The 23687-nt window shown below is 60.1% G+C and carries 27 protein-coding genes and 1 tRNA gene; 11 read left to right on the top strand and 17 right to left on the bottom strand.

Annotation, left to right across the window (positions count from 1 at the left end):
• Window positions 1-45: 45 nt before the first annotated feature.
• The 6 genes from purQ to ACZ1JM_RS05530 form a co-directional block, all read right to left on the bottom strand.
• A complete protein-coding gene (purQ, locus tag ACZ1JM_RS05555) occupies window positions 46-723 on the bottom strand; it encodes a phosphoribosylformylglycinamidine synthase subunit PurQ (protein ID WP_465133847.1) in 678 nt (225 codons plus the stop codon).
• Window positions 723-959, bottom strand: a complete 237-nt coding sequence (gene purS / locus ACZ1JM_RS05550; RefSeq protein ID WP_465134991.1) for a phosphoribosylformylglycinamidine synthase subunit PurS — start codon at window positions 957-959, stop codon at window positions 723-725. Before purS ends, purQ begins: the two co-directional genes overlap by 1 nt.
• 90 nt (window positions 960-1049) lie before the next feature.
• Window positions 1050-1421, bottom strand: coding sequence for a DUF2794 domain-containing protein (locus tag ACZ1JM_RS05545; protein WP_465133846.1), 372 nt, complete (start codon window positions 1419-1421; stop codon window positions 1050-1052).
• Window positions 1422-1426: 5 nt separating this feature from the next.
• A complete protein-coding gene (gene epsC / locus ACZ1JM_RS05540; RefSeq protein ID WP_465133845.1) occupies window positions 1427-2137 on the bottom strand; it encodes a serine O-acetyltransferase EpsC in 711 nt (236 codons plus the stop codon).
• 72 nt (window positions 2138-2209) lie between these two features.
• Window positions 2210-2848 (bottom strand): P-loop NTPase family protein, encoded by a 639-nt coding sequence (locus tag ACZ1JM_RS05535; RefSeq protein ID WP_465133844.1) that lies wholly within the window; start codon window positions 2846-2848, stop codon window positions 2210-2212.
• 14 nt (window positions 2849-2862) lie between these two features.
• Window positions 2863-4140, bottom strand: a complete 1278-nt coding sequence (locus ACZ1JM_RS05530) for a heavy-metal-associated domain-containing protein (protein ID WP_465133843.1) — start codon at window positions 4138-4140, stop codon at window positions 2863-2865.
• A gap of 70 nt (window positions 4141-4210) precedes the next feature.
• On the opposite strand from ACZ1JM_RS05530, the gene purM reads away from it, so the two are divergent.
• Together purM and purN are read left to right on the top strand one after the other, a co-directional pair.
• Window positions 4211-5314: a phosphoribosylformylglycinamidine cyclo-ligase gene (purM, locus tag ACZ1JM_RS05525; RefSeq protein ID WP_465133842.1), complete on the top strand. Its 1104-nt coding sequence runs from the start codon at window positions 4211-4213 to the stop codon at window positions 5312-5314.
• Between the two features lie 52 nt (window positions 5315-5366).
• Window positions 5367-6269 (top strand): phosphoribosylglycinamide formyltransferase, encoded by a 903-nt coding sequence (purN, locus tag ACZ1JM_RS05520; protein WP_465134990.1) that lies wholly within the window; start codon window positions 5367-5369, stop codon window positions 6267-6269.
• On the opposite strand, the gene ACZ1JM_RS05515 is transcribed toward purN, so the two are convergent.
• The 5 genes from ACZ1JM_RS05515 to ACZ1JM_RS05495 form a co-directional block, all read right to left on the bottom strand.
• On the bottom strand, window positions 6266-6406 hold the full coding sequence (locus tag ACZ1JM_RS05515) for a hypothetical protein (protein ID WP_465133841.1): 141 nt from the start codon (window positions 6404-6406) through the stop codon (window positions 6266-6268). The genes purN and ACZ1JM_RS05515 overlap by 4 nt on opposite strands.
• Window positions 6407-6533: 127 nt before the next feature.
• Window positions 6534-6956, bottom strand: coding sequence for a nucleoside-diphosphate kinase (ndk, locus tag ACZ1JM_RS05510; RefSeq protein ID WP_036524317.1), 423 nt, complete (start codon window positions 6954-6956; stop codon window positions 6534-6536).
• Between the two features lie 103 nt (window positions 6957-7059).
• Window positions 7060-7497: a DNA polymerase III subunit chi gene (locus tag ACZ1JM_RS05505; protein WP_465133840.1), complete on the bottom strand. Its 438-nt coding sequence runs from the start codon at window positions 7495-7497 to the stop codon at window positions 7060-7062.
• Between the two features lie 7 nt (window positions 7498-7504).
• Window positions 7505-7675: a DUF2256 domain-containing protein gene (locus tag ACZ1JM_RS05500; protein ID WP_465133839.1), complete on the bottom strand. Its 171-nt coding sequence runs from the start codon at window positions 7673-7675 to the stop codon at window positions 7505-7507.
• Between the two features lie 5 nt (window positions 7676-7680).
• Window positions 7681-9144 (bottom strand): leucyl aminopeptidase, encoded by a 1464-nt coding sequence (locus ACZ1JM_RS05495; protein ID WP_465133838.1) that lies wholly within the window; start codon window positions 9142-9144, stop codon window positions 7681-7683.
• A gap of 95 nt (window positions 9145-9239) precedes the next feature.
• On the opposite strand from ACZ1JM_RS05495, the gene ACZ1JM_RS05490 reads away from it, so the two are divergent.
• The 4 genes from ACZ1JM_RS05490 to rsmA all read left to right on the top strand — a co-directional run bounded on the left by ACZ1JM_RS05490 (window position 9240) and on the right by rsmA (window position 15023).
• Window positions 9240-11588: an LPS-assembly protein LptD gene (locus ACZ1JM_RS05490; RefSeq protein ID WP_465133837.1), complete on the top strand. Its 2349-nt coding sequence runs from the start codon at window positions 9240-9242 to the stop codon at window positions 11586-11588.
• Window positions 11589-11783: 195 nt separating this feature from the next.
• A complete protein-coding gene (locus tag ACZ1JM_RS05485; protein ID WP_465133836.1) occupies window positions 11784-13142 on the top strand; it encodes a peptidylprolyl isomerase in 1359 nt (452 codons plus the stop codon).
• A gap of 16 nt (window positions 13143-13158) precedes the next feature.
• Complete coding sequence (pdxA, locus tag ACZ1JM_RS05480) at window positions 13159-14184, top strand: 4-hydroxythreonine-4-phosphate dehydrogenase PdxA (protein WP_465133835.1); 1026 nt, start codon at window positions 13159-13161, stop codon at window positions 14182-14184.
• Window positions 14181-15023, top strand: a complete 843-nt coding sequence (rsmA, locus tag ACZ1JM_RS05475; protein ID WP_465133834.1) for a 16S rRNA (adenine(1518)-N(6)/adenine(1519)-N(6))-dimethyltransferase RsmA — start codon at window positions 14181-14183, stop codon at window positions 15021-15023. Before pdxA ends, rsmA begins: the two co-directional genes overlap by 4 nt.
• Window positions 15024-15099: 76 nt before the next feature.
• Here rsmA and secF read toward each other — a convergent pair whose 3' ends face one another.
• From secF to yajC, 3 genes are all read right to left on the bottom strand, one after another.
• Entirely contained in the window at window positions 15100-16086 is a 987-nt protein-coding gene (secF, locus tag ACZ1JM_RS05470; RefSeq protein WP_465133833.1) for a protein translocase subunit SecF, read from the bottom strand.
• A gap of 12 nt (window positions 16087-16098) precedes the next feature.
• Window positions 16099-17706 (bottom strand): protein translocase subunit SecD, encoded by a 1608-nt coding sequence (gene secD / locus ACZ1JM_RS05465; RefSeq protein ID WP_465133832.1) that lies wholly within the window; start codon window positions 17704-17706, stop codon window positions 16099-16101.
• A 62-nt stretch (window positions 17707-17768) separates the two neighbouring features.
• Entirely contained in the window at window positions 17769-18104 is a 336-nt protein-coding gene (yajC, locus tag ACZ1JM_RS05460) for a preprotein translocase subunit YajC (RefSeq protein WP_465133831.1), read from the bottom strand.
• A gap of 287 nt (window positions 18105-18391) precedes the next feature.
• Between yajC and ACZ1JM_RS05455 the strand changes: the two genes are divergently transcribed.
• A tRNA-Pro gene (locus ACZ1JM_RS05455) sits at window positions 18392-18468 on the top strand.
• A 75-nt stretch (window positions 18469-18543) separates the two neighbouring features.
• Here the strand turns inward: ACZ1JM_RS05455 and ACZ1JM_RS05450 are convergent.
• Complete coding sequence (locus tag ACZ1JM_RS05450; RefSeq protein ID WP_465134989.1) at window positions 18544-19470, bottom strand: glycosyltransferase family 2 protein; 927 nt, start codon at window positions 19468-19470, stop codon at window positions 18544-18546.
• A 23-nt stretch (window positions 19471-19493) separates the two neighbouring features.
• A complete protein-coding gene (locus tag ACZ1JM_RS05445; RefSeq protein WP_465133830.1) occupies window positions 19494-20459 on the bottom strand; it encodes a phytanoyl-CoA dioxygenase family protein in 966 nt (321 codons plus the stop codon).
• Window positions 20460-20703: 244 nt separating this feature from the next.
• Between ACZ1JM_RS05445 and ACZ1JM_RS05440 the strand changes: the two genes are divergently transcribed.
• The 4 genes from ACZ1JM_RS05440 (at window position 20704) to aroQ (ending at window position 23197) form a co-directional block, all read left to right on the top strand.
• The gene (locus tag ACZ1JM_RS05440) at window positions 20704-21765 is read left to right on the top strand and encodes an NAD-dependent epimerase/dehydratase family protein (RefSeq protein WP_465133829.1); all 1062 of its coding nucleotides are present in this window, start codon (window positions 20704-20706) and stop codon (window positions 21763-21765) included.
• A gap of 88 nt (window positions 21766-21853) precedes the next feature.
• Window positions 21854-22240, top strand: coding sequence for a holin family protein (locus ACZ1JM_RS05435; RefSeq protein ID WP_465134988.1), 387 nt, complete (start codon window positions 21854-21856; stop codon window positions 22238-22240).
• Between the two features lie 90 nt (window positions 22241-22330).
• Window positions 22331-22693 carry a hypothetical protein gene (locus ACZ1JM_RS05430; protein ID WP_465133828.1) on the top strand — a complete coding sequence of 121 codons (363 nt, stop codon included), beginning with the start codon at window positions 22331-22333 and terminating at the stop codon, window positions 22691-22693.
• 66 nt (window positions 22694-22759) lie between these two features.
• Window positions 22760-23197, top strand: a complete 438-nt coding sequence (gene aroQ, locus ACZ1JM_RS05425) for a type II 3-dehydroquinate dehydratase (protein ID WP_465133827.1) — start codon at window positions 22760-22762, stop codon at window positions 23195-23197.
• Here aroQ and ACZ1JM_RS05420 read toward each other — a convergent pair.
• Entirely contained in the window at window positions 23161-23679 is a 519-nt protein-coding gene (locus tag ACZ1JM_RS05420; protein ID WP_465133826.1) for a hypothetical protein, read from the bottom strand. The genes aroQ and ACZ1JM_RS05420 overlap by 37 nt on opposite strands.
• Window positions 23680-23687 lie beyond the last annotated feature (8 nt).

Raw genomic sequence — 23687 nt, 5'->3', positions numbered from 1 at the left:
GAGGCTGGCGGACGGTGCGTCGCCCTCCGCCAGAGCCGCCACTGGTCAGGCGTCGACCAGCCCGCGAATGGCACTTTCGAACAAACCGCGTCCGTCGGTACCACCATGAGTTTGCTCGACAGCACGTTCCGGGTGCGGCATCATCCCCAGCACGTTCCCGGCCTCGTTCAGCACGCCAGCAATCGAACGGGCCGAGCCATTGACAGCCTCCGCATAACGGAACGCCACGCGTCCTTCGCCTTCCAATCGGTCCAGCGTAGTATCGTCCGCAAAATAATTGCCATCGTGGTGGGCGACGGGGATGCGGATCGTCTCGCCCGCTCGATAGCCGGACGTGAACAGGGACTGCGCATTGACCACTTCCAGCGCGACCTCGCGGCATACGAAGTTGAGGCCGGAGTTACGCAGCAGTGCCCCGGGGAGCAGGCTGCTTTCCGTGAGCACTTGGAAACCGTTGCACACGCCCAGCACCGGCACACCCCGCTCTGCTGCGGCGATAACCGCCCGCATGATGGGTGATCGCGACGCGATTGCCCCGCAGCGCAGGTAGTCGCCGTAAGAAAACCCGCCAGGAACGGCGATAAAATCTAGCCCTTGCGGCAATTCGCTGTCGCCATGCCAAACGCGGTGCGGTGCGTTGCCCGAAACTTTTTCCAGCGCCACCGCCATATCGCGGTCGCAGTTGGAGCCGGGGAAGGTGATGACGGCGGAATTGAAGGCCATCAGGCGGCCACCTTCTCGATACGGTAGTTTTCGATCACCATGTTCGCGAGCAGTTTGCGGCACATGTCGTCGATCGCCTCATCCGAAACACTATCGTCCACGTCCAACTCGAAAAGCCGACCAGCGCGCACGTCTTTGACACCCTCAAAGCCGAGGCCTTCAAGCGAATGATGGATCGCACGGCCCTGGGGATCGAGGACGCCGGGCTTAAGGCTGACGTGGACGCGGACTTTCATCTGATAGGCCTTTCGCATTGCGGCGCAGATTCGTTGGATGCGCCTATGACCCGAGAGGCGCTCCGGGGCAAGTCAGGCGGTCCTCAAAGCTCAGTCCTCAACCACTTTCAGAAGTTTGCGTTCGAGCGGGCTAAGCACATTCGACAGATCATGACCGCGCTTCAACACTTGCCCCACTTCACCAAACAGGGTCCACATGCCCTGTTTTGCGCGAAGGGCCGGGCGTTTCTCGATGCGGGCCTGCGGGCGTTCGGCGGCGCGACGAAAGGCACTGAAGCTAGCCGAATCTCGTGCGAAATCCATCGCGTAATCGCGCCACATACCAGCAGCTACCATTCTTCCGTACAAATCGAGAATGCGCTGGAGTTCCTGACGATCGAACCCGACCTGCATCGGCCCTCCACCGGGGAAGGCGATTATGCTGCCGCTGATTGGGGTATTGCCGCCAGGTCCTGCCGCCATTCGGATCAGATACCCTTGAGGACCGTCTCTTGCGGTCGATCATCGTGCTGCGCGTCGATCAAGGATTGCACTTGCGCGGTTAGCCGCGCGACCTGCTCTTCAAGTTCTTCGATCCGCTGATCGCGCTGCACGCCAACCGGCTCGCACGGCTCTTTGCAAGGCGTACCGTAAGGCATGAATTCCTTGGCATAGGTTTCAGCCTTCACCAGCGTCGAGCGGGCCTTAAGGCCGATCATCGTGGCGCCTTCCGGAACGTCTTCGGTTACCACCGCACTGGCGCCGATCCGTGCGCGCTGACCTATGGTGACCGGCCCGATAATCTGAGCACCGGACCCGACGATGACGTTATCCATCAACGTGGGGTGACGTTTCCCGCCAATGCCATTGGTAGGATTGGAACCACCCAGCGTCACGCATTGATAAATCGTGACATTGTTGCCTATCACCGCCGTCTCGCCGATGACCGTAAATCCATGATCAATGAAGAAATTGCGGCCTATCTGCGCGCCGGGGTGAATGTCGATCGCCGTCAGGAACCGGGAAAAATGATTTACCGCGCGAGCTAGGAAAAACAGGTCAGCGTTGAACAAGGCATGGGCAATGCGATGCCAGAACAGCGCCCAGACGCCGGGATAGAGCATCACTTCCCACCGCGAACGTGGCGCAGGGTCACGCGCGACTACGGAATCCAGGTAGCGGACAAGATTACCCAGCATTGCCCGAAACTCCCATCAAATCGCCCGAAATGCAAACTACTGCTTTCGGAAACGCCCTCATGCATCGACGTTCTAGGTCGCGCTGCCGCCCTTAATCTCAATCAAGGCATCGCGCCAGATGGCCATTGTCGGCGCGGTCTTGCGTTCGAGACTAAGCCGGTCGATCGCCGCAACCAGACGTTCGACGCTCAAGTGGCTACGTTCACAACGTCCTGCAAGGTATCGGGTTGCCGATTCGTCCAATACGACTCCCCGCATCTCGGCATGAACCTGGATCAGCCCTGCCAGCATATCGTCGTCCGGCTCTCCAATCTGCAGATCCAGCGCAGCGCCAAGCCGGGAAGCGAGATCCGGCAAAGCAACGCGCCAGCGTGGTTGCTCGTGGCCGGCTTCCTCCATGATGGAAGAGAACCGCCGATCGGACACGATTAGTAGCGGTCTACGTGTTTCCTGCGCCCGGTTCCAGCGGTGGAAAAGCAAATCCTCGCCAACGTCCTGCGCCTCGTCGATCGTATCCCCTGCTCCAGATTGGGAAAACCATCGAGTCAGCAGCGATTTTCCAGAACGCGTCGGCCCCGTCAAAATTGCCGTATGAAACGGCCATTTGTCAGGTTTAAGCAGCGCATCGACCACCCCCGCATTCGCGTTGCCGACCACAATGCGTGGCGGGCTATCGCTTGCAGCGGACAGCGGGAGGGCGATCTGCCTCATGGCAAAGCACAGCCTTAGCGGCTGATCCTTAGCGCATTGCCGCCACCGGAGACCTTCCATCCTTGCCCACGCAACGTTGCGGAAAGCCGTTCCGCTCCTCCCACGGCGGTTACGCGCATAACGGACGTCCCACCGATTGCGAGACTGACGGTGGCTGCGCCTTGTACTCCGGGGGCACCACGAACTGCGCCCAGTGCAGCATCGACCGCCGCCGCGTCAGGCGTGGCAAATTGTACCGTTACCGTTTCTGTTGGCGCACTGCTTACGTCCTCAGATTGGATGACCGGTGCCGGTTGCGAAGGAAGCGCGGCAGGCAGGTCTTCTCCCTGAGGCATAAGCTTCTGTCGCAATTCCTCGAACGCGCGATCAAGCGCAGCACCGCCCGCGTTGATAGTAGGATCGGGCTGCAGTTCACCTTGCGTGAGGGCATCACGATACAGTCCGTCTACGCGCAGGACCGCTTGCTCCAGCATCTTGGGCAGCGCCTGTTCGCTGGGTGCGGTCATCGTGAAGCTACCCAGGAACTTGTTGTCGGGGCCATAGCGCGCCGTAAAAGTGCCGTTGATCGGTCCGCCTGGCCATTGCCGTTCAAGACGAGCGATAGGGATCAGAACGTCAGATGCATTGAACTGACCGAGGACCGTGCGCCACCAGAGACGGCTTCGGCGCCCCGCCTGACCCGCCGTGAGGATAAGCGATTCGCCTCCCGATCCCGTCGGCCGCACGTAGTCGATAGGGCTGGTCGATGTCTGGAATTCCGCCCAGGCCCGCTGCCACGGCCCGCGAACCTCGAATACCTGCCGGACCCCGCCAGATTGTAGCACGGGAATCAACAGCAACGGAGAAGAGCGCGGCCCTAGTCCCGACCCGGAACCCACGTACTGGCCCGCTTTGGCTTTGTCGAAGATGATGCCAAGTGTCGCGATATACCGCCTGGGGCCGACCTGCTCCTGCCCGATCACCACCGACGAAACCATCGCATCGATCGATTCGATCGGCATGTCAGGCCCACCAACCTTCTTCCAGGCTTCCTTTTCCGCCTGTTTCCAGCCCGCCAGCCTTGCCTCGGCTCCGGTCTTCCCGGTGACATCGACCTGGATGCCGTTGACCTGAATGTCTTCGGAATTGGCAAGCGGCGCGATCCCGCGATCGCCTTCCACCTGTGCGATCAGACTGACCGCTTTAAGCCCGGCCAGCGCAAGCAATACCGCGCTGGCAAGCACAAATGCCTTCCGCCGTGATGGGCTGATGCGGGCAGACCGCGCATGTTCGGGGGAAATCGTGATCGCCATTGTCGAAACCGGGGGCCTTTTGCCTAAACGGCGATGGAAATCCAAGTCACAAAGCGCTAGGCGCGCCAACATGTCCGACGATAACTCTCCGAAGAGCTACAGCTACGAGCAGGCCGGTGTCTCGATTGCAGCCGGCAATGCGCTGGTCAAGGCCATCGCCCCGCTCGCCAAATCCACCGCGCGACCAGGCGCCGACGCGGAGCTTGGCGGCTTCGGTGGCTTTTTCGATCCGCGCGCGGCGGGATACAAGGACCCGCTGCTGGTCGCCGCCAACGACGGCGTGGGCACCAAGGTAAAACTGGCGATCGACCACGATCGGCACGATCATATCGGCATCGATCTGGTGGCCATGTGCGTCAACGATCTGATCGTTCAAGGCGCGGAGCCGCTGTTCTTCCTCGATTACTTCGCCACCGGGAAGCTTGAGAACGGGGTGGCCGAGCGAGTCGTCGCTGGCATCGCGGAAGGCTGCAAGATTTCCGGCTGCGCCCTCATCGGCGGCGAAACCGCGGAAATGCCAGGCATGTATGCCGAAGGCGACTACGACCTGGCCGGTTTCTGCGTTGGCGCGGTAGAACGCGGCGAGCAGCTGACGGGCGACAAGGTGGCGTCGGGTGACGTTCTGCTTGGTCTGGCGTCATCCGGTGTGCATTCGAATGGATACTCGCTTGTGCGCCGGCTTGCTGCGGACAAAGGCTGGAGGCTGGACCGCCCTGCCCTGTTCGATCAGGAACAGTTGCTGATTGACGCGCTGATCGCCCCTACCCGAATTTATGTGAAAAGCCTGCTGCCCTTCATTCGCGCCGGGCGCATCCATGCGCTGGCGCACATTACCGGCGGCGGTCTGCTGGAAAATATTCCCCGCGTACTGCCAAAGGGTCTGCACGCACGAATCGATGCCGATAGCTGGCCACAGCCACGCCTGATGGCTTTCCTGCAAGCTCAGGGGCATATCGAGCCCGGCGAAATGGCCCGAACTTTCAACTGCGGCATCGGCATGGTGCTGGCGGTGTCGGCAGAAGAGGCCGCCCCGCTCAAGGCTGATCTGGAAGCTGCAGGCGAAACTGTTTTCGTCATTGGCACGATCGAGCCGGGAGAAAAGGGCTGTACCGTCCAAGGGTCAGCTGAAGTGTGGTCAGCCCGCGAACAATGGGAAGCGGTCCACCTTGGCTGAGAAGGCCCGACGCCAGAAGGTTGCCGTCCTGATTTCAGGAAGCGGCACCAATATGGCCGCGCTGCTCTATGCGAGCCGCGCGGCGGACTGCCCTTACGAGATCGTCCTCGTCGCTGCGAACGACCCTGATGCCAAGGGCCTCCGTCTGGCCGAAGCCGAGGGTGTCACGACGTTTGCCCTGAGCCATAAAGGCATGAACCGGGCGGATCACGACGCCGCCATGGATGCGGCAATCCGAAAAAGCGGTGCACAGTGGGTCGCGCTCGCTGGTTACATGCGCATTCTGACGCCTGAGTTCGTCGGCAAATGGGATGGCAGGATGGTGAATATCCATCCGTCATTGCTTCCCAAATACACAGGCCTGCACACGCACGACCGGGCAATCGAGGCCGGCGACAGCCATGGCGGGGTGACCGTACATCTGGTCACGGCCGAACTCGATGACGGGCCTGTTCTGGGCCAGACGCCGGTCGCGATCTTGCCGGGTGATACGGCGGACAGTCTTGCAGCGCGCGTGCTGATAGCTGAGCATCAGCTCTATTCGCGCTGCCTCGCTCACTTGGTCACGCGAGAGCAACAGCCGGAATGGCTGCTTGCGCAAGTGCGCAGTCGGGCTCTTGCCATGCCCCAGGTCGAAGAGACGATCAGCCACGGCATGGCTTGCTTCGGCGTGATCAAGGGAAAAAAGTTCGCCTATTTCAGCGCCGACCACCACGGCGATGGTCGCATCGCGCTCTTGGTCAAGATCAGCGGCGCTGACGAACAGTCTGAATTGATCGAGCAGGATCCCGAGCGATATTTTCGGCCTGCCTACTTCGGCGATGGCTGGGTCGGCATCCGGCTTGATCTGGGCGATACGGACTGGGACGGCCCTGGAGAATGGATTGCCCGGTCGTGGCGCGAAATAGCGCCGCGCAAACTGGCCACTGCACTCAAGGATGCAGAAGCTTTTTAGGGCTTGTCCGCAACTTCCGCTGTCGTTGCAGTGGCGACAAGCATGCCCTGCTTGGGTTCGACTAGGTGCGCCGCATGGGAAACGAGCACGGCGCCACAGAACGACAGCGTTGCGGCGATCACGATCGTTTTTATCATTCGAATCAATGCCCCTGCGGATTGCGCCCCTGCCCGGGCGATAAGTGTATTTACTCATCCCGCCAAAAGAAAAAGGCCGCCGAAACCGGCGATCTTCTTCCAGATTGCGAATCTTTAACCGGGTGAATTACCCGACGATTTCTTCCGGCTTGAAGAAGTAGGCGATTTCGATCGCGGCATTTTCTTCGGAATCGGAACCGTGCACCGAGTTCGCTTCAATGGATTCGGCCAATTCCTTGCGGATCGTTCCGGCGTCGGCATTCTCAGGGTTCGTCGCGCCCATGATGTCACGGTTGCGCTTCACGGCGTCTTCCCCTTCCAACACCTGGACCACGACCGGGCCGGAGATCATGAACGACACCAGGTCGTTGAAGAAAGGGCGCTCTGCATGAACGGCGTAGAACCCTTCCGCCTGTTCTTTCGACATCTGGATGCGCTTCGAAGCAACGACGCGCAGGCCGGCTTCCTCGAGCATCTTGGTGACGGCGCCGGTCAGGTTGCGGCGGGTCGCGTCGGGCTTGATGATCGAGAAGGTGCGGGTAACCGCCATGGGACTGTTCCTTGCAGAAATAACAAACGGTGGATGTTGGGCGCGCCCCTAGCCGGGTTTGCCGCCGTCAGCAAGTCGCGACGCGGCGCAATTGCTCATCCATTTAGCCAGCCTGAACCCAGCGACTGCCTTCCTGCTTCCAATAGAAGTGCTCGACGCCGTCCCGGCCTCGCAGTTCCCGCCATACCTGCCGGGCAGCCTGCACGCTCTCGTCATCGAAGAGATAAAACGTGCGGGCGAAAGCCGTCTCCCCCTCGCGCCAGCGTCCATCCGCGATTGCCAGAAAAGTGGCCCCATTTGCAGGCTGCGCCTTGTCCGACAAAAGGATCGGCTGTCGATCCTCGTTGCCGTCCCCGGCATTGCCATGCGCAAGGAATGTGTCGTGCGTCAGCGACCATAAGCTCCGCGAGATCCGTTCCCTTTGCTCAGCGTCATCGGCGACGACAAGCAGACGAGCGCCGCCAGAGACGACCTTGCGCGCGATCAACGGGAGCGCCGCTTCGGCCGGGTCACGGCTCAACTGATAGAAATCGACCCTCATAGCGCCCTCACTTGGTCGGCACCGAACTTGGAGGAGTGGCACCTGCGCGGCGGCAGCGGTCGGAGCAATAACGTACCGCGTCCCAATCACGCTCCCACTTCTTCCGCCAGCTGAACGGCAGGTGGCATGCGGCGCAAATCTTTTGAGGCAAATCCCCTTTGCGCCACATGCGAGGCATTGGCGTCAGCCTTCCAGTGTGTCGCGCACGAACCGATCGAGAAGACGCACGCCAAAACCGGTTGCGCCTTTGTCCCACGTGGCTCCAGCCTTGTCGGTCCAGACGGTGCCGGCGATGTCGAGATGCGCCCAGGGGGTATCGTTCTCGATGAAACGCAGCAGGAACTGCGCCGCAGTGATCGAGCCGCCGAAGCGGGGGCCGACGTTCTTGATGTCGGCAATCGGGCTATCGATCAGCTTGTCGTACGTCGGACCCATCGGCATGCGCCACAACAGATCGCCTGACGCATCGCCCGCCGCGTTCAGTTGCCGCGCAAGGTCATCGTTATTGGAGAACAAGCCCGCGTACTCGTGCGCAAGGCTGAGGATGATCGCACCGGTCAGGGTTGCCAGATCGACGATTTTGGCCGGCTTATACTCGCGTTGCACGTACGTAAGGGCATCACAGAGGACCAGGCGACCTTCTGCATCGGTGTTGATCACTTCGATGGTCTGCCCAGACATGGAAGTAACGACATCGCCCGGACGCTGCGCGTTACCGTCCGGCATGTTCTCCACCAGACCACACACGCCGATGACATTCGCCTTCGCCTTGCGCAGGCCGAGAGCGAGCATCGTGCCAGCGACGGCTCCGGCTCCACCCATGTCCCACTTCATGTCTTCCATGCCGGCGGCAGGCTTGATCGAGATGCCGCCGGTGTCGAACGTCACACCCTTGCCAACGAAAGCAACCGGCTGCTCGCCCGGCGTACCGCCCAGCCATTCCATTACCAAGATGCGTGCGGGGCGAACCGAACCCTGCGCCACGCCCAGCAAGGAACCCATGCCTAGCTGAGCCATCTCCTTTTCGTCCAGCACGCGGATGGTGATCCCCGTGCCTTCCATGCACGCCGTGCAGCGTTCCACGAAGCTTTCGGGATAGATGATGTTGGCCGGTTCCGTTACGAGTTCGCGGGTAAAAGCAACGCCCTGCGCAATCGCCTGTTCGATTTCCCATGCCGCCTCGGTCCCTGCCGGCGCGCCGATCACGGCTATGTCGGTCAGGCTGGGCTTGGCCTCGGCCTTGAGCTTGGTGCGATAAACGTCATGACGCCAGGACCGCAGCACTGCCCCTAGTAGCAGGCCAGCGGCTTCATCTGCGTCAAGTCCAGCATCGGTCAGGTCGAGCGTCAGGGCCTTTTCGCCGCTGGTGAGGTACTGGGCGACTACCTTTGCGCCTGCGCGCTCGATCGCGCCCTTGCGGTCTTTGGCCGAAGGTTCACCGAGACCAGCCAGCGCCACGCGTACGATTTTGCCATCGACTTCGGCGAATCCGTCGAACACCTGATCCACCTTGCCTGCGAACCGCGCCCGCTTCGCCGCTTCCGCCAGCACCGGATTCAGGTCGGACGGCAACGCGTCCTTGTTTACGAACCGGGCGACCAAGGGAGCACTGGCATTTGCCGCCGCGCCAAGGAACTGGATATTCATGGATTCTCCTGAACTGTTGCTATGAAGCATCGTTCTTATGCGCTTCACCGCATCACTGGATTGCAGTTAGGCACAGCCGGTGCGATAGGCAAGCCATGCTCCCAGCCGCGCAGACCTCACTGCAAGCCTCGACCCGACACCAGGACCGCCGCTTGCGAAGCCCTTCGCTGCGCGCTTTGGCCGTTGGCATCGCCGCAGTTCCGCTCCTTTTCCTGCTGCCAAAAACTGCCCATGCGCAGGATCTGTCGCGCCAGGTCGACACCGCCCCCATCGCCGGCGCCCCCGCCGCGCCGCCGCCTTCTACCGGCGATACGGAGCCGGTCGCGTTCGAGGCCGACAATGTGGAATACGCAACCGACAACGAGCGGGTGACGGCAAACGGAAACGTCGTCCTGCGCCGTCGTGACGACAAGGGACAGGTGCAGTCCGTCCGGTCCGACACCGTGACATGGGACCGCAACTCAGGACAGATCGTTGCCAGCGGCAATGTTCGTCTGGTCGATCAGGATGGCAACCAGCTCTATACCGAGCGGTTGGAACTGACCGACGAGCTCAAGACCGGCATGATGGAAAATCTGCTTCTGGTCCTGCGTGAAGGGGGTCGCCTTGCAGCGCTGAAAGGTGAGCGGATCGCCAACGGTGACGTAATTCTGAACCAGGCCGCGTACACCGGGTGCGACGTTACCGACGACGATGGCTGTCCGAAAAAGCCGACCTGGCGCATCCTGGCCAAGCGGGTAATCTATTCCGACACGAACAAACGGGTCAGCTTCAAGAACGCCCGGATCGAACTGTTCGGTTTGATCCAATTGCCGCTACTAGGCCTAACGGTGGGAACAGACGGCGGCTCCGTCTCTGGGTTCTTGATGCCGGACATTCGCTCCAGCCCGTCAAACGGTTTCGAGCTTGCGCAATCCTACTACTGGAAGATTGCCGAGAACCGCGACCTCACCGGCACGCTTTCGGCCTTCACCAAAGCGGCGCCGATGGCGTCGATGGAGTATCGTGCCCTCACCGAGCGTGGCGCGTATCAGATCACCGGATATGCGACCGCCAGCAGCCGCATCCCGATCTTCGGAGGTGACGGCAACGGCGCCCTAGACAGCCAGCGCGATTTTCGCGGGTACATCTTCGCCAATGGCCGCTTCCAGTTGGACGACAACTGGAGCGTGACGGGCTCCATCCGCCGCGCCACCGACCGGACGTTCCTGCGCCGCTACGATCTCAGCCGCGATGACCGTCTGCGTTCCATGATTGAAGTGGAGCGCATCGATGAGGACAGCTATTTCTCGTTCGCGGGATACGCCACCCAGACGATGCAGTCGAGCCGCGTGCAAGGGCAAATACCGGTGGCGTTGCCGGTGATCGACTATCGCCGCCGCATCCAGGATCCCTTGCTGGGCGGCTTGTTTGAACTGCAGGCGAACTCCATGGCGATCTCCCGCTCGGCAGGGCAGGATACGCAGCGGGCCTTCGCAAGCGGCCAGTGGTCGCTGCGCCGCCTCACCGGGATGGGCCAGGAAATCACGCTGACCGGACTGGTGCGGGGTGATGTCTATCACTCGGACGAGAACCTCGACACGCCTACATTGCTCTATCGCGGGACCGGCGGGTGGCAGGGGCGCGGCGTCGCCACTGCTGCCGTTGACGTGAAGTGGCCTTTCGTGGGCCAGTTCCTGGGCGGTACGCAGGTCCTGACGCCACGCATCCAGATGGTCGCCAGCCCTAAACTCAAGAACCTCGACATACCAAACGAGGACTCCCGAGCGCTAGAACTCGACACCGGCAACCTCTTCGCGCTCAATCGCTTCCCCGGCTACGACCGGATCGAAGACGGCGTTCGCTTCACGTACGGGTTCGACTGGCAGTTCGAACGACCGCGCTGGCGGATCAAGACAACCGTCGGTCAATCTGTCCGCCTGAGCAACCGCGCCACGGTGCTGCCCGACGGAACCGGCCTTGCCAACAAGACGTCAGACATCGTTGGCCGTACCGAAGTTCGTTATCGCGACCTGGTGAATTTCATCCACCGCTTCCGGCTGGATAAGGACACTCTTGCCGTCCGCCGCAATGAATTCGATGCCGTGGTCGGCAACACCCGAAGCTATATCGAGGTCGGCTACACCAAGCTGAACCGCGATATCTCCGCCGACATCGAAGATCTTCAGGACCGGGAAGAATTGCGAGCCGCCGGGCGCATCGCGTTCGCCAATTACTGGTCGCTATTCGGATCCGCCGTCGTCAACATGACCTCGCGTGCGGAAGACCCAAATAACGGATCCAACGGCTTCCAGCCGCTGCGCACCCGCCTAGGCGCTGCATATGAAGATGACTGTCTGCAAATTTCTTTAACATGGCGGCGCGACTATGTGGCCATCGGCGATGTCCGGCGGGGTAACTCATTCACCCTCGGCTTTGCGCTCAAAAACATCGGGGCGAGGTGATGGCTACGACAACGAACTGGTCGGTCACCGGGCCGAAACATTGGCAGGCGACGGCAAAGCCGCTATCGGGTGTGCTCATTTTCAGTTAAGCCGCCGCAGGGCAAAAGCGCAAGGGCGGCGCCACTGGCTTGGAACGGTCGGTGGCGCGCTATTGGATACGGCTCCATGCCGGTCGGAAACGGGATTTTGATCACGGTGCAAGCAGTCAATCGTAACAGGTTCATCACGCGCGCTGCTCTTTGCGTCGCCAGCCTGGCAGCCATATCGACCGCGCTCGGTGCCGGTGCTGCCGGTGCGCAGTCCGCCCCCCAGGGGGAAATCGTGATCCCTGACAATGTGAAGCTGTTCGGCACCGACAATCCGAATGTACGGCGCGCGACCGCGGTCGTGAATGGCGATGTCATCACCGGCACCGACGTTGACCAGCGGCTGGCGCTCATCGTAGCCGCCAATCAGGGCAAGATCGACGAAGAGGAAATGAAGCGTCTGCGCCTGCAGGTTCTTCGCAACTTGATTGATGAAACCCTCCAGATCCAGGAAGCCAAGGCCGCCGACGTAGCGGTGAGCGATGCCGAAGTGGATCAATCTTATGCGCGCGTTGCGCAGCAGAATTTCAATCAGAACGTCGGGGCCATGGACGCTTATCTAAAGCGCGTCGGCTCTTCGCCGGATTCGCTCAAACGCCAGATCCGTGGCGAGCTATCGTGGCAGCGTCTGCTTCAGCGCAATGTCCAACCGTTCATCAACGTCTCGGACGATGAAGTGAACGAAAACCTTGCGCGTCTAAAAGCAGCGAAAGGTACCGACGAGTACCGCCTGGGCGAAATTTACCTATCGGCAGCGCCCGACGCTCGCCAGCAAGTTCTCGATAACGCAAACAAAATTGTCCAGCAGCTTCGCCAGGGAGGCAGTTTCGTTGCCTATGCCCGTCAGTACTCCGAAGCCACCACGGCATCGGTCGGCGGTGATCTTGGGTGGGTCAGGCTGGCGCAGTTGCCGGCCGAACTCGGGAACGTCGCGCGCGACATGCAACCCGGACAACTGGTCGGTCCAGTAGAAGTGCCGGGCGGCTTTGACATTCTTTATTTGATCGACAAGCGCCAGGTGCTGACCTCCGATCCCCGCGATGCCGTGCTTTCGCTCAAGCAGATTTCTCTGCCCTTCCAGAAAGGCATTACTGAAGCACAGGCGAGCAAGCGCGCAGAGACCTTTGCTGCCTCGATGAAGGCAGCGAAGGGCTGCGGCGATGTTGACAAGGTCGCAAATGGCTTGGGAGCGCAGGTCGTCACCAACGATCAGGTCAAGGCACGCGATCTTCCCGGGCAGATCCAAAACGCTGTCCTGCAGCTGTCTCCGGGAGAGACGTTGCCCCCCTTCGGCTCGCTCGAAGACGGCGTTCGCATCCTGATGCTGTGTGGCCGCGACGATCCGCAGGTAAATGACGGTCCTAGTTTCGAACAGCTACAGTCACAGTTGGAAGACGATCGCGTCAACAAGCGCGCACAGACCTACCTCCGCGATCTTCGCCGCGACGCGATCATCGAATACAACTGATAACAGGCAGGCTGACATGACGATCGCCAGGGCAGCGCCGGGCGTTATGTTGCCTTTGGCGATATCGCTTGGCGATCCCGCTGGCGTTGCGCCGGAATTGATCGCCGAGGCCTGGAAGCGGAGAGAAGAATTCGCCTTGCCGCCGTTTTTCGTCGCGGGTGGTGCAAGCGTACTGCGCGCTGCGGCGGCCACTCGGGGCATCGACTTGCCGGTAGAACGTGTCTTCGATCTCGACACCGTGCTAACAACGTTTGACACCGCCCTACCCGTATTCGGGAACGAGGATTGCTTACCTTCCTTCGGTAGTCCGACGTTGGAAGGCGCAAATCTAGCGCTCCGTTCTCTGACGGTCGCCACAGACTTGGCGCGGGGCGGACAGGCGAGCGCTCTAGTCACCGGCCCTATAGCAAAATCCCGGCTCGCTCTCGCGGGATTTATCCAGCCCGGCCAGACTGAATTCTTGGCAGACGCATGCGGGTTGGCTCACGATGACGCGGTAATGATGCTGGCAGGCCCTTCTCTACGGACGGTCCCGCTTACAATCCACATTCCCGTTGCCGATGTGCCATCATCGATCACTCAGCATCTCATTCAGAGCAAAGCGCGGATCATCGCCCGTGCCCTTTCCAGCGATTTCGGGTTAAAGACGCCTCGAATAGCCATAACCGGTCTTAATCCCCACGCGGGGGAGGATGGTCGCATCGGTGTCGAGGAGCGTGACATTATCGCGCCGGCAATCGCGGCGCTCAAGTTGGAAGGCCTATCAGTAACCGGGCCTCATCCAGCGGATGCCCTTTTCGCGGCTCATGAGCGTTCAAATTATGACGTGGCACTGTGCATGTATCATGATCAGGCGCTTATCCCGATCAAAGCCCTCGATTTCGATCAGGGCGTGAACGTGACGCTTGGTCTTCCCATCGTGCGCACGTCCCCAGACCACGGAACGGCATTTGCCATCGCCGGCAAAAACCTTGCCAGCGCCGGCGCCTTGATCGCAGCAATTCGCATGGCCGGCGAATGCGCGATGCGCCGATCATCATGACGACCGAACCCCAATCCCCGCTGCCGCCTTTGCGCGAAATCATCGCCCGGCATGGCCTGTCGGCGTCGAAGTCGCTCGGTCAGAATTTTCTTTTCGACGAACATTTGCTCGATCGCATCTCGGCCATACCCGGAAAACTGGACGGAGCGAGTGTTCTGGAAGTCGGTCCCGGACCCGGCGGTCTGACCCGCGCACTATTGCGGGCCGGTGCCAAGGTGACGGCGATCGAAATGGATCGGCGCTGCCTACCTGCACTGGCGGAACTGAATGTGGCTTTTCCGGGCCAACTGACCGTCATCGAAGGCGATGCGTTGAAGATCGATGCGGCAGGTCTGTTCGATGGTTCGTATCATATCGTGGCGAATCTGCCTTACAACGTCGGAACAGCTTTGTTCATAGGCTGGCTTTCGGGCGAGGCGTGGCCCCCACAGTGGGCTTCATTGACGCTGATGTTCCAGGAAGAGGTTGCTCGCCGCATCGTCGCCGAACCGGACAGTTCCGCGTACGGGCGCCTTGCGGTTCTCGCGCAATGGCGCAGTCACGCGAAGCTGGCGATGAAAGTGCACCGCAGCGCTTTTACGCCGCCGCCTAAGGTGATGTCAGCAATCGTTCACGTCCAACCTATCAACGCACCCGAAGGCGTATCTATGCGAATGCTGGAGCGTGTGACCGAGGCGGCATTCGGGCAACGTCGCAAGATGTTGCGTCAAAGCCTGAAAGGTGTGCCTGGCGCGCTTGAAGCTGCGGAAAGCCTCGACATCGATGTTCAGCGGCGCGCTGAAACACTTTCCGTCGACGAATTTGTCAGCTTGGCAAAAGTGCTCACCCGACCGAAATAGCGGGCAACAGTATGATATCGCGTAAAAAAGGGCGGCTCTTTCGGGCCGCCCTTTTTATATTGCACCAGGATACCCCTTAGCCCTTCGGGCTGGCTTCGCGCGCGAGACGGTCTTGGCGATCAATGGCAGACTCGGCGGCAACGAAGCTATCGGGCTTCACGCCGAGCCAAATCAGGATTGGTGCGGACATGAAGATGGAACTGTAAGTACCAATGACGATGCCAAGCGTGATCGCCGCTGTGAAACCGAATATCACGTCAGGTCCAAGAACCAGCAGCGCAACGAGCATGATCAGCAACGAAAGCGATGTGGCGATCGTGCGCGCCAGGGTTTCGTTCACCGAAAGATCGAGCAACTGCTCCATCGGCATACGGCGGTGCTTCTTCAGGTTCTCGCGAATACGGTCGTAGACCACGATCTTATCGTTCAACGAATACCCGATAAGGGTCAGCAGCGCCGCAACGATGTTGAGGTCGAACTCCATCTGAGTGAGCGCGAACATGCCGACCGTAAGAACGACGTCCTGTAGCAAAGCAAACAGCGCGCCCACACCGAACTGCCACTCAAACCGCACCCAGATGTAGATCGAGATTGCGATCATTGCCAAGGCCAGCGCCGTACCGCCAGATTTCCACAGTTCGCTGGAAACCTTGCCCGATACCGAATCCACTCCGTCGATCCGAGCGTCCTTGAAATCGGACCGGACTTTCGCGGTGATCGTCTTGGCCATGGCGTCGGCCAGCGCTGGCTGGCTATCCGCGCCTTCCGGCAACTTCATGCGGATGGATACTTCGTTCGGCTTGCCGAAAGGCTGAATAGTCGGTTCGCCGAAACCCAGCTTATCGACCGATTGACGCAGCTTCGCCACCGGGGCTTCCGCCGACTGCGTGAACGTGACGCGGATCATCTGACCGCCTTCGAAGTCCACACCGAAATTCAGGCCATAGGTGAAAACCAGCACCACCGATGCGATCATGGCCGCGATGTTCGAAATGAAGAAAGGCCACTGCCACTTCAGGAAGTGAATGTTGGTGTGATCGGGAACGAGCTTAAGGAGCTTCATCGCCGGTTCCTCTTATATATTGATCGTAGCGGGACGGGTCTTGCGCAGCCATCCGGCCACCCACATCCGCGTCAGTGTCACGGCAGTGAACACCGAAGTCACGATGCCGATCATGAGCACCACGGCAAATCCCCGGACCGGACCGGAGCCGAACGTGAACATCAGCACCGCCGCAATGGAGTTGGTGATATTCGCATCGAAGATCGCGCGGCTGGCTTCCTTGTAGCCCAGTTCCACGGACTGGACGACACGTCGGCCCTTATTGCGCTCTTCCCGGATACGTTCATTGATCAGCACGTTCGCATCGACCGCGGCGCCGATGGTCAACACGAAGCCCGCGATGCCGGGCAATGTCAATGTCGTGCCGAAAATAGCCATGACACCAAGGATCATCGTCAGATTCACGATCAGCGCGACGTTGGCGTAAAATCCAAATCGGCCATAGCTGAAGAAAATAAACAGCATCAGCAGGGCAGTACCGACCGCCATGGCGACGATGCCCTTTTGGATTGAATCGGCGCCAAGGTCTGGTCCGACGGTGCGTTCCTCGACGACGGTCAGGTCGACCGGGAGCGCGCCGGATCGCAGAGCGATTGCCAGCTGAGTTGCGGACTGAACGCTGAAGCTACCAGAAATTTGAGCGCTGCCGCCCAGGATCGGCTCGTTGATGCTCGGCGCGGAGAGGACTTTGCCATCAAGAATGATGGCAAAGCGCTTGCCGACGTTCTCGCTAGTCAGGCGGGCGAACTTCTCGCCACCGGACTGATTGAACGTGATCGACACCACTGGCTGATTAGACTGAGGTTCGAACGCCTGCTTGGCGTCCGTCAGTTCGTCACCCTTGATGCCGCCAAGACGCTTTACTGCGATAACGGCCGGCTGACCGGTGGTTCCTGCTTCCGCATAGGGAACCACTTCGTCGCCCGGAGGCACGATGCCCTGCGCAAGATCGGCCGGATTGGCCGTTTCATCGACCATCTTGAATTCAAGCTTTGCTGTTTGGCCCAGCAAAGACTTCAACTGCGCCGGATCCTGCAGACCCGGCACCTGAACGTCGATACGCGTGCCACCCAGACGGCGAATGTCAGGTTCCTTGGTGCCCAAAGCGTCAATACGCTTGCGGACAACTTCAACCGCCGTTTCCATAGCGTTGCTAACGGCCAGGTCGATGCCTTCAGCCGTGGGGGCAAGAACGAACTGGTTGCCGTTCACGACCTGGATATCCCAGTCACGCTGCCCGGAGAGACCGGCTCCGGTAGTCAACGGCAGCATCGCTTCGCGAGCGGCGTCGACCTGCCCTGAGTCGCGCACGGTGAAAGACAGTCGCCCTCCCCGGCTCGAGACATCACCTATGCCGATTGCGGGAGTAGCCGTTCGCAGCTTGGTCCGCACGGATTCCTCCATACCTTCAAGCCGCTGCTGGATAACCTGATTACGGTTCGCTTCGAGCAGCAGGCGCGAACCGCCAGCAAGATCCAGCCCCAAGTTGATCTTGGGATGCGGCAGGGCGTCGGGCCAGCGAATATTGGTAAAGGATAGCAAGGTCGGCAACGCAAGCGCGCACAGGACCGCAGTAAGTCCCCAGTACCAAGCCTTCTTCCAAGTGGGAAATTCAAGCATCGCCTATCGTTTCGCTCCAAAGGGGCAAAGCGCTGCGCCGTGCCCTGGAAAATCGGGCAGGATCAATCGTTCGCGGGCTTGGCGCCGGCGGGCGGGATCACATCGACGATGGTGGACTTGAGCGCCTTGACCTTCAGGCCCTGCGCCAGTTCGACCTCGGCGTAATTGTCATCAACCTTGACGATCTTGCCTACGAAACCACCGCCGGTCAGCACTTCGTCACCCTTTTTCAGGGATGAGAGCTTGGCCTTATGCTCTTTCTGCTGCTTCATCTGCGGACGCAGGATCAGGAACCAGAAGATCAGCGCCATGGCCACGAAAGGCATGTACGTGATCCAGGCTGGCGGCGCGCCGGCAGGCGCGGCGGCGGCGAGCTGGGCGATGATCGAGCTGTTCATGAGAATAACGGGCCTTTTGTAACTGTCTCACCGGTGGATCGCCTTGCAGGGCAATCAGCCGACTGGTGCGCGTCATCGGAAAAAAGCCGCTGTCGGACGCAACCGAATGCGCGCGGTTAGCAACAAAGCGCAGCCGTGGCAACGCGCGCACCAAGCGCGTCATCATCCTTGGCGGTGGACAGATAGGCCATCAATGTGTTGGTTCAACTGCTCCCTGCGCGCGGCGAAAAACTCTCATGTGCCCGCTTGCGCATCCGAACGGACCTGCCTATAGGCCGCGCTCCGGTCGGGACGTAGCGCAGCCTGGTAGCGCATCACACTGGGGGTGTGGGGGTCGGAGGTTCGAATCCTCTCGTCCCGACCAATTTTTCCTGAAGCCCCTTGCCTCATATTTCGCGGGTTCAGATCAGTCTCGTTGCGGCAATCTGGAACGCATCGATTACTTGTATTCGATGAGCATCATCTTGCGGGCACGCAGTCGCGTCCACCAAAAACCAAGCTGCCCTACGCAATGAGGGATTTTTCCCAGAACAATGTGGGTAGCGTAGATCGCGCCGGATCGACGATAGACGCGCCACCAGAGCACGGGCCACAGCAGCCAAAGCGGCGGCAATCCCCACAGTAGATTACTGACGACGTGCTTGAAAAGCGTCGGATCTTCCGCACCGCGACGATACCATGCTTCGGCTCCGGCATGACCGCTACGGCGGTTGCGCTGCCACCATTGCCACCATGTGGTCATATCCGCGTCATGCAGCGTCATTTCATCTGCGATACGGATAATGCTCCAACCACTGCGGCGTATGCGGTGGCACAGATCATTGTCCTCGGCTGCGATCAGGCCATCGTCGTATCCCCCCACCGCCAAAAGCGCGTCGACCCGCATTAATGCATCACCTCCACAGCTTTCCGCCGGACCTGTAGCGCCGTCCCATTCCATGTCGCAGACGCGGTTGAACAATGTTCTGTTGGGATAGCGTTCACGTCTGCGGCCAAAGGTTACGGCGACGTCGGAGCGATCACATAAGATGCCCAGCCCGGCGTCTATCCAATGCGGATCCAATTCGCAGTCGCCGTCCATGAATTGGACAAATGCGGTATCCGGCCACAACCCTAGCAGGCGCGAAAATCCGGCGTTGCGCCCGCGTGCCGCTGTGAAAGGCGCGCTTGCATCGAGTTCCACCACTTCGACACCCAAAGCGCGTGCCAGCGAGACGCTATCATCTTTCGATCCGGAATCGACATATACCACCCGTCGTCTCGCCCGTAGAGCAGACCGCAGGCAGGGGCCGAGCCGCTCTCCCTCATTGCGCCCGATCACCACGATGCCCACCGCCGGGGATCTTGACTGCGCATCAGGAGGCATCGTCAGGGATCCTTCGCTGAACGTCATACCGGCGCTGACGGGATCAGGCGCAGCCACGGCGGCAGGGCATTGTGCCAAAGAGCGCTGGATCGCTGGCGGGCTGACATACCTTCCACCAGATCGGTGATCTCACGACGGGTAAGCCCTGAACGCTGACAAAAGTACGGATGTCGCGTGCGATTGGCGAAGTAGCCGTAGTAAAGAGCGACGCGATCCTTGTCGAAAGTAGGCGCCCCTCGGTGAAAGAACCGGGCTGTGTCAGCAAAGACAACGGTTCCGGCAAGGCCCGTACACGAGACGATATCCCGTTCGTACCCAGGGCCTAGGCGCTTGTTCAAAACCTCATGAGTACCAAACTCGAACTGATAGCGATCATCGACGCCTTGCGAACGATCGACCCGGCTGATGAGTTCGAATGGGCCACCCTGGTCGGTGACGTCCGTACAATAAACCGCGACCTTGATCATCTTTCGATCCTCGCGGTCGCGATGCCACTGCCGCGGGCCGAGTTCGGTTCCGTCCGCGACCGTGTAGATCAACGTCATCCCGTCGTAGGCGACCGGAAGACCAATGTAGGCCTCCGCTATATCGAGTATCCGCTCATTCAGCCCCCACTGGAAAATCTCGGGGTAGTTCATCATTGAGGACGCTGGCGCATGAATGAATTCGCGGCCAAGCCGTGCTTCGCGCCGTGCATCTTCGGCACACCCTTTGGCAACCTCCTGTGCCGAGCAAAGCATCTCCGCCGATCCCGGCAAACCTAACGCATCAAGCGACGTGATAAACACTCCGTCGCGCTCCAGGCCATCGACGATAGCCTGATTAAGGCCGGCTAATGACGGAAGCGAGGGCCGGTGTCGGTCAAGCAACTGGCTATAACGCCGACCGAGATGCTGGCGCATTACTGCTGTGTTGGACAGGTTGAACGCCAACTTGGCCGGCCGGTCGCCGAGCCGGCCCAGTATCCGTTGGGATAGAGTTGTCGACATCCCGCCTACTCCATTCATCTGTGGCTCGGTCACCCCTTCTCGCCTGCGGCAAAGGCGCGCGAATCGCGGCTATCCATCGGCAATGTTGCGAACCCTTACGCGGTGGTCTGATACCGTCGTTGGATGTGCACAAGCCGGTGTTTCCAGTCCTGAGTTCTGCCAATTCCATCCGCAAATTGTGACATTATGTTGCCAGGTCAGCTGTACTTGCGTGAGATCGCCCGCGACATGGAAAATGCAGACCTTGACGCCTGATCTTGTGCAGGAGGAACCTAGGCACCAACGATTGGGCGAGGTGGACGGAGCGGATGCAAAGCCGATACTCGTTATCGGCGGCTCCGGGTTTGTGGGTCAGCATGTCGTATCGCGACTGGTCGAAGGTGGGCGATCGTCGCGCGTGCTGACCCGCAATCCCGACGGGATTTCCGCAATGCGCCATGAACGCGTCGAACTGGTCAAGGGTAGCACCCTCGATCTGGCCACATTAAACGCAAGTCTTCGCGGGGTCGACGCTGTTGTTCATCTGGCAAAGGGCGAGGGCCGGAACTGGCAGGAGTATCTTGATAACGATGTAGCACCGACACTCCGGCTCGCGCAGGCGGCTCTGCAGCATGGTGTTCGTCGCTTCATTTATGTCGGCTCAATCGATTCCTACGCCTCAGCCGATCCGGGGATGACGATCGATGGCAGCACCCCTGTCGATCCCGCCATCGAACGCCGCAATCACTATGCCCGTTCCAAGGCGACCTGCGAGCGGCTGCTGATGGCCTTGGCCCGCGATCAGGGCTTGCCGCTTGTAATTCTGCGCCTCGGGATTGTCATTGGGGCGGGGAGCACGCCGATCCATTATGGCGTCGGTCGTTTTTCGGCTTGGAACCGGTTGACCTATTGGGGCGATGGCCGACACCACCTTCCCTTCGTCTTGGTCGAGGATGCGGCGGATGCAATCGTGCGTGCCCTGTATGTAGATGACATCGAGCGGCGCAGCTTTCTGATTGCCGACGCCCCTTTGTTGTCCGCGCGCGACTATGTGCAAGCGATGACGGAGCGCGCTGGAATAAAAGTGGCAGCCTCACCGAGGAGTCCATGGCAATACTGGCTCGCCGATCTGGCGCGTGGCCTGGTCAAGACCGCTCTTCACCACCCCAATCGCCATCTGTCGACCTTGCATGATTGGAAGTGCCGGGCACATCGATCCCGGTTCGATGCCTCGGAAAGTACGGCCATTTTGGGATGGCATCCTGCGGGAAGTCGAGAGGCCCTGATTGAGAAGGGCATCTGCCCCTCGGTCGATGCCGTGATCTGAGCAGATCGATCGCCAGACAAGAAGATTTCCTACAATAACCTATTTGGTTATAATCGGTTTGGGAAATATTTCTTTGAAAGGCGAACCAGTGGCGATCCTTGATCCTCTCCTCGGCCCAATCACGCGCATCATCGACAAGGTCATTCCAGACCCTGACGCTCGAGAACGAGCAAAATTGGAACTGCTACGGCTGGAGACCTCGCAGGAACTCGATTTGTTGAAGGGGAGGCTGTCGGCAATCGTCGCCGAAGCCAATTCCGCCGATCCGTGGACAAGCCGCGCCCGGCCCAGCTTACTTTATGTCATCTATGTCATGATCCTGTGGGCGCTGCCGATGGGTTTGATCGGCGCGGTCAGTCCAGAAACTGCCCATGCGATCGGTCAGAGCATGAGCAGCTATCTCGCTGGCATACCCGAACCTCTCTATGCTTTGTTCGGCACCGGCTATCTGGGATACTCGGCAATGCGCCAATAGGGCAAGACGCGGGGGAGCGATCGCTAATCAATCCCTAACGATGTCAGGCTATAACCTGATGCCTGACTATCAACCGACGGAGAAATTCGGATGCTTCGGCTTGCCATGATCGTGCTGCCTGCGCTGGCACTGTCTGCCTGCGGATCTTCCAGCAGCGAGGAAACCGAAAAGCAATTCGCCGAAGCGCAGGCAATCGCCAGCCAGCAGGCGGCAGACCGCGCGGCAAATCTCAAGGCGTCTCGCCAGCAGCAGGATCAGCAATCGCTGGCCGCGTTCTATGCCGGAGACGCGGCATCGTCCGAGGATAGCAGTGAGCCAGAGGACGATCGCCCCTCTCCGCCGGCTCCACAATCACCACCGGTTGCCGCTGTGGCACCCGCAGTTTCCAATGGCGGCGGCGAGGGCCGGCAGGGACCATTATCCCCGCCCCCGCCTATCCCACCAGTGCGGTGATACGGTCAGCTTGCGCCGGTGAGTCTGTTCGCTAAAGCTGCGCGTGACGATCACGGGGATATAACGATGGCGGACAAGCTGGTTCTGGTTTTGAACGGGCCAAACCTCAACAGGTTGGGCAAGCGAGAGCCGGACATTTACGGAACGCAATCGCTTGACGATATCGGCGCAATGCTGACCGACCATGCAGGGTCGCGAGGGATCGCGATCGACATGCGGCAGTCAAACCACGAGGGTGACCTCGTGGACTGGCTGCATGAGGCCGAGGACACCGGCGCCCACGCCGTCTTGCTCAACGCAGGCGCCTATACCCACACCTCAGTCGCACTGTACGATGCGATCAAGTCCATCAAAGTCCCGGTGATCGAAGTCCACCTCTCCAACCCGCATTTGCGCGAAGAGTTTCGCCACACCTCATGGGTTGGCAAAGCAGCCAAAGGAACCATCGCCGGCTTCGGTTCCAGCAGCTACGTCTTCGCGCTCGACGCCGCCGCAGGGCTTTGAGGCGAAACGCAGCCGATCGCGTTCCCATCGTTGTCGCGCACTGAAACGATCCGGTGGACGGGGCTGGTGATCCGTTGATCATCTTGCGGACTACCTCCCATATCTATCAAGGCGACGTGACAGATATGCTGGCGCGCCAATGTGAGGAGCGCGCGGCGGGCCTGTTCAGTATTGGCGTTGGAGGAAAGCTGAACGGTGAGGAATTTGATGCGCTGAGTGCCCCCGGCTTCGGAAGAACGCATACGCCTCTCCAGATCACCCACAGCTTTTCCGCTTATGGTCCAGCGATCGTGAATGGGATCGAACAGCGGAGCAAGAGCCGCCTCGGCAGGACTGATCGTGACGCTGACGCCGCCCGTGCTTCCTAATTCAAAAGCGGGTATCGGGGGTTCCGGCGGACGCAGGAAAAACCACCACACATTCGTCGCCAGCAGAACCACTACCAGCCCGATCAACAGGGTGCGTCGTGTAGACTTGTTCATGGCCCTTA

This window comes from Novosphingobium sp. BL-S-24 (assembly GCF_055521575.1).
The sequence above is the reverse complement of the archived record's forward strand: the minus strand, read 5'-3'. Positions and strand labels throughout refer to the sequence as shown.